The sequence below is a fragment of the Paraburkholderia sp. SIMBA_053 genome, assembly GCF_046534895.1.
Classification (GTDB): Bacteria; Pseudomonadota; Gammaproteobacteria; order Burkholderiales; family Burkholderiaceae; genus Paraburkholderia; species Paraburkholderia caledonica.
This window is the reverse complement of sequence record NZ_JAWRXU010000001.1, coordinates 63,582-77,510: the sequence shown is the minus strand read 5'-3', so window position 1 is coordinate 77,510 and position 13,929 is coordinate 63,582. Positions and strand designations below refer to the sequence as shown.

Sequence of the window (13,929 nt, the reverse complement as noted above, 5' to 3'; positions counted from 1 at the left end):
GACCACGAAGGCACGGCGACGCCCGCACAGCCGATTCCGACGAAGCATCCGTTCGCCACGGCCTCCAGGGAGGTTTGTTTTCAACCCTCCCTGTCGGCTCGTTTCCGCTAGTTTCGCCGCTTGGTTTAGTTGAGCCGCTTCAGTTCGCCATCGTCCGCGTACCAGTCCACCGTCTTGCCGGATGTGTTGATCGTCACCGCGCGAGGCTCGCTGAACTGATCGAACGACTCGATGCCCGTTTCGCGGCCCACGCCGCTGTTCTTGAATCCACCCCACGGCGACGCCGGGTCGAGCCGATGGTGGTCGTTCACCCACACCATGCCGAACTCCAGCCTGCCGGCGACGCGATGCGCCCGCGCGACGTCCTGCGTCCAGATTGAAGCGGCGAGGCCGAACGACGTATCGTTGGCGATACGGATCGCGTCGGCTTCGTCTTCGAACGGCATGACGACCGTTACGGGCCCGAACACCTCGTCCTGGCCGATCTCCGAATGCGGGTCCGCATCGTAGACGACGGTCGGCTCAAGAAAGTACCCCGACGTCAATTCTTGAGGCACGCGTCCGCCCGTAAGTAACTTTGCGCCCGCCTTCTGCGCGCGTTCGAGCATCGCGAGAATGCGTTGACGCGAACGCTCGGAAATGACGGGACCAAGCTGTGTCTTCGCATCCGTCGGATCTCCCACACGGATACGTTCGACCTTCGCGCGGAAACGTTCGAGGAAGGCCGCATACATCGATTTCTGCACGAGGATGCGCGCACCGCAGACACAGGTCTGCCCAGCGCCGATGAAAGCGGCGAACGCCGCGCCGTTCACTGCGCGCTCGATATCGAAGTCATCGAACAGGATCACCGCGCCCTTGCCGCCCAGTTCCAGCGTCGTGAGCGCGAAATTACGCGCGGCAGCCTCGCCGATCGAGCGACCCACTTCCGTGCCTCCCGTGAATACCACCTTCCGGATCAGCGGATGTTGCGCGAGCGCCGCGCCCGCTACGCGCCCTTCGCCGTTCACAACGTTGACGACGCCTTTGGGAACGCCCGCGTCCTGCAACAGCTTCACGAGCCGGACAGTCGTCAGCGGCGTCTGTTCCGACGCCTTGATGACGACGCTGTTGCCTGTAGCGAGTGCGGGGGCAAGGCTCTTCGAGAGAATCATCAACGGATGATTGAACGATGTCATCAGCGCGACGACACCCAGCGGTACGCGCTGCGTGTAACACAGGTACGGTCCTTCGATCGGAATCACGTCGCTGCGGCGCGTGAGCGCGAGCGCCGCGAAGTAGCGATAGAACTGCGGCAGGCGTGAAATCTGCGCGCGCGTTTCCGCAATGGGACGGCCGTTATTCAACGTTTCGAGCTTGTAGAACTGTTCGAGATCCGCTTCGAACAGATCGGCAAAACGGTTCAGAATGCGCGCGCGTTGCTGGATCGACATGTCGCGCCACGCACCGCCTTCGAATGCTCGATGACCGGCTTGCACGGCCCGATCCACATCGCGAGCGGAAGCCGACGCGAGCGCCCCGATCACTTCGCCCGTCGCGGGATTCACAATATCTAGCGTGCGGCCGTCTTCAGCATCCGTCCATTCACCGCCAATCAACAATTGCGCGTCATAGCGCTGTGAGTTGCCTGTATTCATTACATGGTTCCTGTCGATTCATTTATTAGGCGAAGCGTGCGCGTCGGCATGAAGCGCGTCGCGCGCGAGAGTGTCTTCCGGCTGAAGGTCTTCGAGGCGCTGCCCGGTCGGCTCGACCCCCAGCCATGCAACGACGACAATCTGCACGGCGAGCAGACCGATCATCATTGCCAGCACGCCGACGATGCCGTACTGCCCGAAAAGCGATACCACGATGAAAGGCGTCACGATGGTCGCGCCGCGGCCCAGCGTATTGCAGACGCCTGACGCGCGCAGCCGCACTTCAGTCGGGAAGAGTTCCGGCACATAGACTGCGAATAGCAGCGCGACCAGCACGTAGATGGGAATGGTCAACAACAGTCCGACGATGGGCAATATCACGGGGCTCGTGATGAACGGATACATCGCGCCAAAGACGATCGCGGCGAGCGACGAGCCGATGATCGTCGGCTTGCGGCCCCACGCGTCTGCGGTGAGCGCGCCGATTGCGGAGCCGATAGGCGCGCCGAGCGACATCACGAGCGCGAACCCGAACGACTTCGCGATGCTGAAGCCCTGATGAACGAAGAATGTCGGAAGCCAGGTGACGAAGCCATACAGCAGCGTGTTGATGACAATGAGCGTCACGCAGCCGACGATCATCCGTTGCAGCATTGCGCCGCTGAACAACGAAGCGAACGACAGCGCCGGTTGCGCCGTCGCGCCGGGTCTCGTGAACGCTGGCGCAGGCAGCGGCTTGCCGCCTCGTTCAGCGGTCACTTCTGCTTCGACGCGACGCAGGATCACGTCAGCCTCGTCGTGGCGTCCAACGGAATCGAGCCAGCGGGGCGACTCCGGCAAGGACTTGCGTGCATACCAGACGCCGAGTGCGCCAACACCGCCGAGCACGAACATCGCGCGCCAGCCGAACGACGGAATCAGCAGCAACCCGATCAGCCCCGCGACGGGCAGTCCGGACACGACGAAAACCGCCATCAAACCCTGCAGCCTGCCGCGCTTCTGCGGCGGCACGAATTCGGTTAGCGTCGAGTAACCGACCACGTTTTCCGCGCCCAGTCCAAGTCCCATCACGAAGCGGCACGCAATCAGCACACTCATGTTCGGCGACAGTGCCGCGCCGAGCGACGCCAGCCCGAACACGGCGAGATTCGCCTGATACGTGAAGCGCCGCCCGAACCGGTCGCCGAGAAAACCGGTGGCAAGCGAGCCGAGCATCATGCCGAGAAAAGTGAGCGACACGAACAACGCGTTCTGCCCGAGCGTGGAGAATCCGGACTTCAGCGTTGCGCCAAGCACCGTCGACGCAACGTAAATATCGAAACCATCGAAGAACATGCCAATGCCAATCAACCACATGATGCGCCGGTGAAATCCCGACATCGGCAAACGATCGAGCCTGGGCCCTGCGTTGACGTTCATGTCTGTCTCCAGTCGACGTTACGGTGCCAGCGGATTAGCGCTTTCATCGACATCCGCACGTCGTGTTGTATCGAGCGGGTGAAGCACGGCCACGCTCAGCGGGTCTGCATCAACCGCAATGCGTTGACGGTCAGCATGTCGGTCGCGGCGCGGAAGTTCTGTTCGACGCTGCCTTCCTGCGCGGCGAGGAAGAACGCCTTGCACTGTTTCGCGCCGGCTTGGTCGAGCGAGAGAATGCGAGCGGCAAGCGCGTCAGCGTCGGCGTGCAGGTTCGCGCGATCGCATACTCGCGTGACGAGCCCTGCCTGCAAGGCCGCTTCAGGTGTAATGGGATCGCCGAACAGGACCATTGGAAACAAGGCCTTGGGCAGCGCATAGCCGCCGAGGTAAGCCATGATCGCGGCGGGCGGCAGACCGCTGCGCATCTCCGGGAACCCGAGCCGCGCCGACGATGCGACGAGCGTGAAGTCGCACAGGATCGCAAGCCCGAAGCCGAAGCCCAACGCATCGCCCTGCACCTGCGCAATCGAAATCAACGACGTGTTGCGTACGAGCCGCTTGAGTTCGATCAGACGCGCGACTTCGGTGCGGATCGACACGGCGTCCCGCCCCGCTCGCTCGCGCCCCGTGCAGAACACATCGCCGTTCGCGCGGATGCGCAGTACACGCGCCTTCGGTTGCACGGCCTCACTGCGCAACGCGTCCGACATCGCGTCGAACATTGCAACCGACACTTCGTTGCCGACGTCCCGGCGGTTCAGCGTGAAGGTGAGCACGTCGCCGGTATGCTCTATGACAACGGGGGCTTCCAATGCACTGCGATCCATGTCGTCTCCTGTTGTATAATCTGTATACAGAGTATTCACAGAAATCCGAGGTGTCAATGCCCGCTGCTAAAACCGCTTCTTCAAAATCCACGACAGCGCACACGCGCCACGCGCCGAGTCTCGAATCCATTGCCACGCGGTATCACGCGCGGCTTCGCACGCTGGACTCAACCGGCGATTCGTTGAGCGATGGCGTGGTCGTCCCCGCGTTGCGCGAGGCGATCGTGGAAGGCGTGCTCGCTCCGGGTAGCCGTCTGTCCGAAGTGCAGGTCGCAAAACAGCTGAACGTTAGTCGCACCCCGATGCGTGAGGCGTTCGCGCAGCTCGAGCGCGAAGGGCTCGTGACGGTTCTTCCGCGAGTGGGCGCATATGTGCGGTCGGTCACGCTTCGCGATGTGGAAGAGATTTATACGGTGCGGGCCGCGCTCGAATGTCTCGCGGTGCAGCTTGCATCCGAGCGCATTACATCGCTCGGTGCCGCTCACCTAGATGATGTGATCGACATGATGCGAACGAGCGTCGATGCCGGAGACGCTGCCGCCTATGTCGATGCATTGGACCGCTTTTACGCGATCGTCATGACGATTGCCGACAACCGCACGTTGCAGCAGAGTCATGCATCGTTGATCGGGCCGGTGCGGCGACTGCGCCGCATCGCAATGGCGCAAGGCGGGCGGATGCGCGCATCGTTCGAACAGGCAGTGCGAATTCGCGATGCTGTCGTCAACGGCACCGGGGATGCGCAGGATCTGATGAGGGAACAACTGCAGCGGGCGTGCGAGGCCGCGCTGGATGTGCTCAAGAATGCAGGGAAATAGACGGCCGTCGCTACGCTACGCCGCGCAACGGCCCACGAACAAGTGCTCCGTTGCTCCTGCCGGCCGTTCAGCACCCGGCCGGCCCGAAGAATTTTCTCCGGATACAACGATCGTTCGCCCCGTGAGCTAATTGCCCGGGCAACGATCGTTGCGCCCTCTTTAAACGCGGACCGTCGGCTTATCCTGGTCGAATGCAGGCTCAAGGAACCGCTCGATCCAGACTGCAAGGCGGTCGGCCGCAAAACTGGCCCGCGCACCGGCACGGCAGACGATAGCGTCACCTTCCCGGAAGAACTGCAGCGCGCCGCCCGCTTCTTCCAGCCACAACAGGCAGGCCAGCCACGCAGCGTGCTCGGCGGATACCGCGTGACCCACTGGCCGGGTGAGGAACTCGCTCAGCGTTGCGGGCGAAGTCCAGAACAGCGCCTCACCATTGCCCCGCACCGTGGCGCCGAGGACATCCATCAAGACCGGCAACGCGTCAGCAACGCCGCGCCCGGCAGTCTGCGCACGCAGTTGCGCGAGACGCGTACCGACCGCGTGACCGAAGCTGCCGCTGCATTCGCTCTCGGCATGCACCAGATCGGCGTAGTCCATACGCCGCCAGTCCGGCTCGGCATTGCGCGTACCGGCCAGTTCGGTGCCGGTCAGGTAAGTTTCCACCGGCTGGAACCGGCCAGGGCCAATCAGGCTCGCGCACAGCGTGTGCACTACGCCAATGCGGGTGGCCACCGTCTGCGTCTGCAATACGCCAAGCTTCTCGCGCACGAGTTCGTCGCGTTCTTTGCGCAGCCCCGACAGCTCCAGCGCCTGCTTCATCTCCATGCGCAGCGCGGAGATATCCCACGGCTTCTTGATGTAGCGATGTATCTGGCCCTGGTTGACGGCCTCGACGGTCTGATCCAGCTCGGAATAGGCCGTTGTCAGTATCCGGACGATGTGGGGATAGCGCTCTCGCGCATAGCGCAAAAGTTCGTTGCCATGTTCGCCCGGCATGCGCTGGTCGGACACGAGCACCGCCAGACTGGAGGCGTGGGCGTCCAGCATCGCCTTGCCGTCGTCCACCGAGGCGCCCGTCACCACCGGCGCAATGGAGCCGATGGCGCGTTCGAAGTATTTGACCGCGGTGGCTTCGTCGTCGACGAACAGAATCGCCGGAGGCGGCGTCTGGTTGGCAATCGTATGGCTCATTGGTAACTCCTGTGCATTCGATCCTTCAAATTTGGAGATTCCAGCGTCGCGGCCGTACCGCCGCCGACTGCGGATCTGATCCCGATGTTCCCGACAAGCTGCGCGACGCGGTTGCTGAAGATCGTGCCGAAGCGGCTTGCGCCGGTCTTCGCGATAACCGGGTCGACCGGCAAGCGCTGCGTCACGTCAGTCGCGACACTTGGGCTGTCGTCGCCGATGTCAACACCTCGCGGACCGTGCTCACGCCCAGGGGCTTCTCCAGGATTCGGTACACCCCATCGGAACTGACTGCGGCCGGCAACGCGTTGTTGTCCGCGTAGGCCGTCACCAGGATCCGGACGATATGCGGATACTCCTGAGCGACCTGGCGCAGCAGATCGTCGCCGTGACGGCCCGGCATGCGGAAGTCGGTCACAAGCACGGCCACGCGCGCTCCTTCGCGGCGAAGGATCGACATAGCCTCCTCTGCGCCGCTCGCGAGAAGCACTTCGTAGTCACTGCCCGCCGCACGCGCAAAGTACTTGCGGGCTAAATCCTCATCATCGACATAGACAACAGTGTGCGTGCTCTGCTGCGTATTGCTCATTTCGATATCACTCGGCACGCGGCAGGTCGAAGTTGAACGCGGTCCACTCGCCCAACTTGCTTTCCGCGAATAGTGTGCCGCCGTGCCGCTCCACCACCGCATAGCTAATGGACAGGCCAAGGCCGAGGCCCTGGCCGACTTCGCGCGTAGTGAAAAACGGTTCAAACACTCGCGCGAGATTCTCTGCGGCGATTCCCGGTCCGTTGTCGCGCACATTCACATGCAGGCGGTCGTCGCGCCATTCCGCCGCGACGTGGATGCGCGGCGACGCGGTGCCGGCCTTCTGCATGGCCAGAGCAGCATTTGAAAACAGGTTGATGAGCACGCCGATAATGGCGGCTTCGTCGCCCAGCACGAGGGTGTCGTCGGACAGCTCACGCGTGACGCTCACGCCGCGCAGTTCATGCGCGCTCAAGCGGATCGACGAGTCAAGCGCCTTCTCGAACAGGAACGGCACGTCGTCTGCCGCCGCGCCGGGTCGACGGTAGGCAAAGGTCTTCAGGTCCGACACGATATGCTGGATGCGTTGCATCCCCTGCTTGACATCCGTCAGGCACTCCATCAGCGAAGGGCTGCTTTTGGCCTGCGGTTCCTCCATGCCGATTTCGATCGCCATCAGGCAGAAGTTCACCGGATTGTTGACCTCGTGAAGCAACCCCGCCGACAACGTACCGATTGCAGCCATCTTCTCCTGCTGCAACAACTGACCTTTGATCTGCGCGAGGCTTTCGTTGGTACGGGCGAGCTGGTCGTTCTTGTGCGCCAGCTCCTCCTTCAGCCGGAAAAGCTGGAAACGGCCCTTCTCGTTGAAGTAGGTGTACACCGAACTGGCCAACGCACAGAAGAAGATCAGGATGAGCTGAAATAGAAACTTGCTCGGGTCGTGTATGCCGCCCGCATGAGCCACGCAGGCTATGTAATAGAGCGCGACCGTGGCCAGCCCGAAAGCCAGCGTCTGCCAATAGCCGGAAGGGAACAGGATGCCGACCGCAAAGATCGTCAGCATGAGCCCGGCATAGAACAATGACTGCTCGCCCTGCGTGACATAAATCATCCAGGAGATCATTGCCTGCGGCAACAGCAGCCAGAGGAAGGTGATGATCTGCACGTGGCGTTTGCCCGCTGTCGTGTAAAACGACAGCAATGCCAGGCCAATGGCTGCGCTGGTCAGCACCCGAATGATCGCAAAGCGCTTTTGCTCATCCGGATACACGACGTAGTCGAGCGCAACGCCCATCAGCACCAGCACCATCACCGTCAGGCCGCCGGCCTTGCTGCACAACAACCGGTAGTCGCGCAGCTCTTCACGATAGTTCGACTGTAGCCCACCAAGGGAGGTTGTCATCTCAGGCTACTTGTTGCTGGCCGATCACCACCTCGGCGAACACATTAACCCCGGTCGAGTCCGTGTACAGGCGCGGCTCTCCGCAGTTCTCCGGCATGATGTCGGCCATCTGTGCCTCGTTGCGATAGATCAGATACCACTCGAGCACGTGCTCCATGCTCAGGCGCTCCGGGTTGTCGGCGTGGACATTGGTTACCAGCACGCGGCCGCCCTGTCGGGTCCGGCTGGCGAAATGCTGGTTCAGCCGCGCACACACCTTGTCCGACAGGTAGTCGAAGAGGCCGGCGCAATACACGGCGTCGAACTCCCGGACGTCCGATGCGTGCGCATCGATCCGGCGCTTGAGCAGGTGGTGGACAGAATCGTGCGTGTAGCTAATGGTCATGCGCCTGCCCATTTTTTGTGAAATGGACGCGAGGCGTTCGCGTGTCCAGTCCAGTGTCTCCTGGCTGAAGTCGAGCAGTTCGAACGTCAGCCACTGCGGTTCGTCGTATTCGTGGATGAAACGCTGGATCTCCTGAGCGGGGCCGCAACCTACGTTCAGCACACGGAACGGCCGCTGCGCGGCGCGCGCTTCGTTGGCGAGCCGGGTCAGGTAGTCCACCAGCAGGTCGACGCGATTGCGGTGCGCACGCGCGACGGCCGTCTGCAGAAAAGCGGCGTTGACGATCTGGAAATACGTGCTCGGCCCCTGGCGCGGATCGTCGAGCATCTGGTTGACCATCTGGTAGTCGCCGGCATAGCCCAGCGGCTTCGTGAACGTGCGAAAGACAAACGGCGAGCGCAGCAGCAGCGGATGTAGCGCAGCCTGGGCAAAGGCACGGTGTGCCGGCGCCAGTTCTTCGTCGACCAGACGTGCCTCGCCTTCGAACTCGTCGAAGTAAAGCTTGGTCTTCTCCATGAGCGGCGATGCCAGTTCGAAGAAGAAGTCCTCGCGCAGGCTATTGCCTTCCTTCGGCATGGTTTCGCCGAGGTCTGCCTGCTCGACCCATCGCGACATGTCCGAGAGAAAAGCGCGGATCTGGTTGACTGCGATCTGGTAATCACGGCGGATCTGGAAACGGCCGGTCCAGTCCTGCACGAACCGGCGCGCTTCTTCGCCGACCGTACGCGCTTCCAGCGCGCCGCCACTCAGTTCGCGCCACTCGGCGATCAGCGTTACCGAAACGATTGCTGTGAGGCCGGTATTGACCATGCTGATGACGACTGCCTTGCCCGAATAGGCGTGTTCCACGCCCATCTTGACGGACAGGTCGCTCAGCACCTCGCTGACCTGCACAATCGAGTACGGGTTATAGATCTCCATCACCAGCGAGTTTCGCTGGAGATTGATGATCGTGCCTCGTACCTGCTCGCCCTGCGAGTTCCGGAAGCTGACTACCGGATCGATTTGCGTTTTGGAATACACAATATTGCGGCCAGGTAAGTATCACGACTAGTTGGTTTGGGATCCGACGCCCTATCCGGCCAGCAGGTCGGCCAGGTGAGCGCCGATGGCGTCGTTGGTCCATGTGACACGTGTCGCCAACGGTTTCAGTTGTGGCGACGGCGATCCATTGTTCGTGGCGGCGTGCGATTCACTCCCGTTCGCAGCGGCCACACAAGTTTTGCATTCGACATGACTGCGTCGCCTCGCGACGACACGCGTGCTGATAGCCTCACGGTCCTGATGAGATCGTCAAACTGATGAGCCCGAGCGTCGGTTGCGGCAACATTGAATCGTTGCGGTTGCAGCATTCTACTGATAAAAAAGAATGCTGTCGTCCACTGTCATCTGGTCAGTGAAGCGGGATGGAGGCATGCGGCGAACGGCGCAGAAAGCGCGTAGGTCCACGGCCGTGCGGCATGCATGATAAGGCTCTTGATGCACACCTGACATTGAACAAATGCGTTACGCATGACCTGGTTGCCAGGCGCGAACGGCGTGCGGTGCGTTCCTCGATCGAGGTTATTCGAATAGCCGCGCCGCCGAATCAGGCCGCCAGCTGTTCCCTGATATACGCAGCGGTGCGGCTCTCCTTTTTGCGCGCGACTTCAGCGGGTCTTCCGCTCACCACGATCGTTCCGCCAGCGTCTCCCGCCCCTGGGCCCACGTCGATGACCCAGTCGCTTTGTGCGGCCACTCGCATATCGTGCTCGACCGCGACGACCGTGTTGCCCGCATCGACAAGTCCTTGCAATTGCACCATTAGCCGATCGACGTCGGCGGGATGAAGGCCAGTCGTAGGCTCGTCCAGGATGTATAGCGTGTCGCCGCGTTGGGCCCGTTGCAGCTCGGTCGCTAGCTTGATGCGCTGTGCTTCGCCGCCGGATAACTCCGTGGCGGGCTGGCCGAGTCGCAGATAGCCGAGGCCGATGTCGCGCAGCGCGGTGAGGGAACGCATCACGCCAGGCTGGTCGGCGAAGAAACTGCAAGCGGCGTCGACCGTCAAGCCCAGCACCTGCGCAATGTTCTTGTCCCGCCACGTGATTTCCAGCGTCGATTCGTTATACCGGGTGCCGTGGCACGTCGTGCAAGGCGCATAGACGCTCGGCAGAAAAAGCAGTTCGACGCTGACGAAGCCTTCGCCTTCGCAGGTCGGGCAGCGGCCCTGCGCAACATTGAACGAAAAGCGACCCGCGCTATAGCGCCGCTTGCGGGCGGCGGGCGTGTCCGCGAAAAGCTTGCGCACCTGATCGAAAAGGCCTGTGTAGGTGGCCAGATTGGAACGCGGCGTGCGTCCAATCGGCTTCTGGTCGACCCGTACGAGCCGTCTGATCGATTCCATCCCGTCGACGATGTGGCCGCTCGCCGGCATGCCGCCATCGGCGAGCAGCGGGTCCTGTTCGTCATCGTCCGGGTTTTCGATTGCTTTCCCTAGCCGGCTCGCAACCAGTTCCGGCAGCGCCTGGCTCACAAGGCTCGATTTGCCCGAGCCGGATATGCCGGTCACCGTCGTCAGGCAGCCGAGTGCAAACGCGGCGTTCAGCCCATGCAGGTTATTACGCGTGATACCGGCAAGCCGCAGCCAGCCCTTCGCCTCGCGCTGCGTGCGCTCAACGCTTGCCGGCGGCGCGAACAGATGCCGGCGGGTCTGGGACGCTTCGACCGCCGCGAGTCCGTCGGGCGGTCCGCTATACACAATGTGACCACCCTCCTCGCCTGCGGCGGGACCTACGTCGACCAGCCAGTCGGCGCGCCGCATCATCTGCAGATCGTGCTCGACGACGAACAGCGAATTGCCCGCGGCTTTCAGCGCCTGGAGTGCGCTGAAAAGCGCTTCGCCATCCGCGGGATGCAGGCCGGCCGATGGCTCATCGAGCACATACACGACCCCGAAGAGCTGCGACGACAATTGAGTGGCGAGCCGCAAGCGCTGCAGTTCACCCGAGGACAGCGTCGGCGTACTGCGATCAAGCGAAAGATAACCGAGGCCCAGGTCGATGAGCGTGGTCAACCGTTCCTGAAGTTCAGCCGCAATGCGCTGCGCGGCGAGGCGCTTCTCGCCCGACAGGTTCGGTGTACGTCGCACATCGGGAGAGGCCTTGTGCGCCGATCCGCCAGCCGCCACGCGCCGCTCGACGGCGTCGCGCATAGCGCTCCTGCTGAGCACGTCGCCCTTGCCCCGTGTTACCTCGACCGGCTCCTGCCATTCTCCGCGCGCGACCGGTTCAAGAAGCGCGGCGAGTCCCGACAGAGGCAATTGCGAAAGCTCGGCGATATCGAGTCCGGCGAATTTCACCGATAGCGCTTCTTTCGTGAGCCGCTTGCCGCCGCACTCTGGACAGTCGCTCGACACCATGTACTTCGACACGCGCTTTTTCATCAGCGCGCTTTGAGTGTTGGCGAAAGTATGCAAGACGTATCTGCGGGCGCCGGTAAACGTCCCCTGGTAGCTCGGCTCGTCTTTCCGTTTGAGCGCTGCGCGCGTCTCTTTGGGGGTGAGACCGGCGTAGACGGGCACGGTCGGCTGCTCATCGGTGAAGAGAATCCAGTCGCGATCTTTCTTCGGCAGGTCCCGCCACGGCGTGTCCACGTCATAACCAAGCGTCACGAGGATGTCGCGCAGATTCTGTCCATGCCATGCGGGCGGCCACGCAGCGATCGCGCGCTCGCGGATGGTCAGCGAGTCGTCGGGCACCATCGAACTTTCGGTGACTTCATACACGCGCCCTAGCCCATGGCATGTCGGGCAGGCGCCTTGCACCGTGTTCGGCGAAAAGTGCTCGGCAAACAACATGGGCTGTTTGGGCGGGTATGTTCCAGTCCGCGAATACAGCATGCGCACGAGGGTGGACAGCGTAGTCACGCTTCCCACCGACGAGCGCGCCGACGGCGTGCCGCGTTGCTGTTGCAATGCGACAGCGGGCGGCAATCCTTCGATTGCGTCGACTTCGGGCACGCCGACCTGCTCGATCAGACGCCGCGCGTAAGGCGCGACCGATTCGAAGTAGCGTCGCTGGGCCTCCGCGTACAGCGTGCCGAATGCGAGCGACGACTTGCCCGAACCGGACACGCCGGTAAATACGACCAGCGCATCGCGTGGAATCTGCACGTCGACGTTTTTCAGATTATGTTCCCGCGCGCCGCGCACGCTGACGAACCCCGTGTCTGTGCGGGAAGACGCCGAGGACGAGCGGGGTTTGCGGCTGCTTGCATCCATGTCGGTCGGTAGCTATGGGCCAGGAACCCTACAAAGACGCACAACCCATGCCACACCGGGCAGCCGGCCCGGCGTCCGCGATCACATCTTCCGCTGCGCCACCGCCGCGGGCCACCCTGTGCGCGCTTCGACCCACTCGGCGAGCTTCAGCAAATCGGCGTCACCGTGAGCAGCGCCTACCAGCTGCGCGCCGAGAGGCAAGCCCTGCGGCCCGAATCCCACGGGCACGGTCACGGCCGGCACGCCGAGGAACGTCCAGGGCGCACAGAATGACGCGTCGCCCGTATAGTCGAGCCCGCGCGGCGGTTCGCCGGTGGCCGGCGCGACCAGCAGCGCATCGAGCGCCAGCGCGCCGGTGAGCCAGTCGTGAAAGCGGTGCGCCATCGGCATCTGCGCCGCCTTGATACTCGCGTAGACGGTCGCGGGCAGCTTGCGGCCCTCTTCGACGAGGCCGCGCATTGCCTCGCTCACCAGCTCGGGTGTGCGATCGACCAGTTCGCCGTGCGTGATCGCGGCTTCAACCGACATCAGTTTCAACGCATGTGCAGGCGTTTCGAAGATCTCGGCAGGCAGATCGACTGTGACGATCTCGGCGCCGTCTCGTGCCAGTTGAGCAGCGAGCCTGTCGAGCGCGGCCTGCTGCGCCGGCTCGATCGCCCCGCCGGCCTGTTTGGACAGCACGCCGATGCGCCGCGTCCCCGTGCCGCGCGCCGCAACATGGGCAGCGGACCGAACATGCGAGACGTGCGGATCGACGGCGTCCACGCCAGTGACGAGCGCCAGTGCATAAGCCACGTCCGCGACGCGTGTTGCAAACATGCCGACGTGGTCCAGCGACCACGCCAGCGGCAACACGCCCGTGCGCGCAATCGCACCGTAAGTCGGCTTGAAGCCGACGATGCCGCAGTACGCCGCCGGCCGTATCACCGATCCCTGCGTCTGGGTGCCGAGCGCGAGCGGCACGATCCCCGCCGCGACGGCCGCCGCCGAGCCGCTCGACGAACCGCCCGGCGTGAACGCGTCATTCCACGGGTTGACGGTCGCGCCCGGCTTACGCCACGCGAATTCGGTCGTCACCGTCTTGCCGATAATCGACGCGCCCGCCGCACGCAAACGCGCGACCACCCACGCATCCCGCTCGGGCCGCCGTCCTTTGTAGGCGAGCGAGTTGAATTCGGTCGGCATGTCGGCGGTATCGATCACGTCCTTTACCGCGACTGGTACGCCCGCCAGCGGCGAGGCGACATCCGCGGCATTGACGCGCGCGGCGTCTGGTAAATAACAGAACGCATGCAACGACGCCTGCGATTTGCACGCCGCCTCGTAAGCCTGCGTGACGTACTGCTCGAGTCTCGCCTCGCCCGAGGCAACTTCAGCGCGAATCTGCGAGATGGACGGAATCGGCGCAGCTTTTGAAGAAGAAGAGAACATGGTCATGTAAGCGTCGCGAACGGTGTCAACGG

The 13,929-nt window shown here is 62.9% G+C and carries 11 protein-coding genes; 1 reads left to right on the top strand and 10 read right to left on the bottom strand.

Annotation, left to right across the window (positions count from 1 at the left end):
* Positions 1 to 125 precede the first annotated feature (125 nt).
* The 3 genes from SB753_RS00310 to SB753_RS00300 form a co-directional block, all read right to left on the bottom strand.
* Positions 126 to 1,637: an aldehyde dehydrogenase gene (locus tag SB753_RS00310; protein ID WP_410798424.1), complete on the bottom strand. Its 1,512-nt coding sequence runs from the start codon at positions 1,635 to 1,637 to the stop codon at positions 126 to 128.
* An 18-nt stretch (positions 1,638 to 1,655) separates the two neighbouring features.
* Positions 1,656 to 3,056 carry an MFS transporter gene (locus tag SB753_RS00305; protein ID WP_410798423.1) on the bottom strand — a complete coding sequence of 467 codons (1,401 nt, stop codon included), beginning with the start codon at positions 3,054 to 3,056 and terminating at the stop codon, positions 1,656 to 1,658.
* Between the two features lie 95 nt (positions 3,057 to 3,151).
* Entirely contained in the window at positions 3,152 to 3,883 is a 732-nt protein-coding gene (locus SB753_RS00300) for an enoyl-CoA hydratase/isomerase family protein (protein WP_410798421.1), read from the bottom strand.
* 56 nt (positions 3,884 to 3,939) lie between these two features.
* Between SB753_RS00300 and SB753_RS00295 the strand changes: the two genes are divergently transcribed.
* Positions 3,940 to 4,701 (top strand): GntR family transcriptional regulator, encoded by a 762-nt coding sequence (locus SB753_RS00295; RefSeq protein ID WP_410798419.1) that lies wholly within the window; start codon positions 3,940 to 3,942, stop codon positions 4,699 to 4,701.
* Positions 4,702 to 4,860: 159 nt separating this feature from the next.
* Here SB753_RS00295 and SB753_RS00290 read toward each other — a convergent pair whose 3' ends face one another.
* The 7 genes from SB753_RS00290 to SB753_RS00260 form a co-directional block, all read right to left on the bottom strand.
* The gene (locus tag SB753_RS00290) at positions 4,861 to 5,892 is read right to left on the bottom strand and encodes a response regulator (RefSeq protein ID WP_288830704.1); all 1,032 of its coding nucleotides are present in this window, start codon (positions 5,890 to 5,892) and stop codon (positions 4,861 to 4,863) included.
* On the bottom strand, positions 5,889 to 6,077 hold the full coding sequence (locus SB753_RS00285; protein WP_020067526.1) for a hypothetical protein: 189 nt from the start codon (positions 6,075 to 6,077) through the stop codon (positions 5,889 to 5,891). Before SB753_RS00285 ends, SB753_RS00290 begins: the two co-directional genes overlap by 4 nt.
* Complete coding sequence (locus tag SB753_RS00280) at positions 6,074 to 6,478, bottom strand: response regulator (protein ID WP_410798417.1); 405 nt, start codon at positions 6,476 to 6,478, stop codon at positions 6,074 to 6,076. The genes SB753_RS00285 and SB753_RS00280 overlap by 4 nt, the downstream gene beginning before the upstream one ends.
* Positions 6,479 to 6,485: 7 nt before the next feature.
* On the bottom strand, positions 6,486 to 7,823 hold the full coding sequence (locus SB753_RS00275) for a sensor histidine kinase (RefSeq protein WP_410798416.1): 1,338 nt from the start codon (positions 7,821 to 7,823) through the stop codon (positions 6,486 to 6,488).
* Between the two features lies 1 nt (position 7,824).
* Positions 7,825 to 9,231, bottom strand: coding sequence for an SAM-dependent methyltransferase (locus SB753_RS00270; RefSeq protein ID WP_410798414.1), 1,407 nt, complete (start codon positions 9,229 to 9,231; stop codon positions 7,825 to 7,827).
* A 565-nt stretch (positions 9,232 to 9,796) separates the two neighbouring features.
* On the bottom strand, positions 9,797 to 12,466 hold the full coding sequence (locus SB753_RS00265) for an excinuclease ABC subunit A (protein WP_410798413.1): 2,670 nt from the start codon (positions 12,464 to 12,466) through the stop codon (positions 9,797 to 9,799).
* An 81-nt stretch (positions 12,467 to 12,547) separates the two neighbouring features.
* Positions 12,548 to 13,903, bottom strand: a complete 1,356-nt coding sequence (locus SB753_RS00260) for an amidase (RefSeq protein WP_410798411.1) — start codon at positions 13,901 to 13,903, stop codon at positions 12,548 to 12,550.
* Positions 13,904 to 13,929: the final 26 nt, after the last annotated feature.

Excerpts from the sequence above, each read along its gene's own strand:
- SB753_RS00310 (WP_410798424.1), bottom strand. The coding sequence starts at position 1,637 with ATGAATACAGGCAACTCACAGCGCTATGACGCGCAATTGTTGATTGGC.
- SB753_RS00305 (WP_410798423.1), bottom strand. The coding sequence starts at position 3,056 with ATGAACGTCAACGCAGGGCCCAGGCTCGATCGTTTGCCGATGTCGGGA.
- SB753_RS00300 (WP_410798421.1), bottom strand. The coding sequence starts at position 3,883 with ATGGATCGCAGTGCATTGGAAGCCCCCGTTGTCATAGAGCATACCGGC.
- SB753_RS00295 (WP_410798419.1), top strand. The coding sequence starts at position 3,940 with ATGCCCGCTGCTAAAACCGCTTCTTCAAAATCCACGACAGCGCACACG.
- SB753_RS00290 (WP_288830704.1), bottom strand. The coding sequence starts at position 5,892 with ATGAGCCATACGATTGCCAACCAGACGCCGCCTCCGGCGATTCTGTTC.
- SB753_RS00280 (WP_410798417.1), bottom strand. The coding sequence starts at position 6,478 with ATGAGCAATACGCAGCAGAGCACGCACACTGTTGTCTATGTCGATGAT.
- SB753_RS00275 (WP_410798416.1), bottom strand. The coding sequence starts at position 7,823 with ATGACAACCTCCCTTGGTGGGCTACAGTCGAACTATCGTGAAGAGCTG.
- SB753_RS00265 (WP_410798413.1), bottom strand. The coding sequence starts at position 12,466 with ATGGATGCAAGCAGCCGCAAACCCCGCTCGTCCTCGGCGTCTTCCCGC.
- SB753_RS00260 (WP_410798411.1), bottom strand. The coding sequence starts at position 13,903 with ATGACCATGTTCTCTTCTTCTTCAAAAGCTGCGCCGATTCCGTCCATC.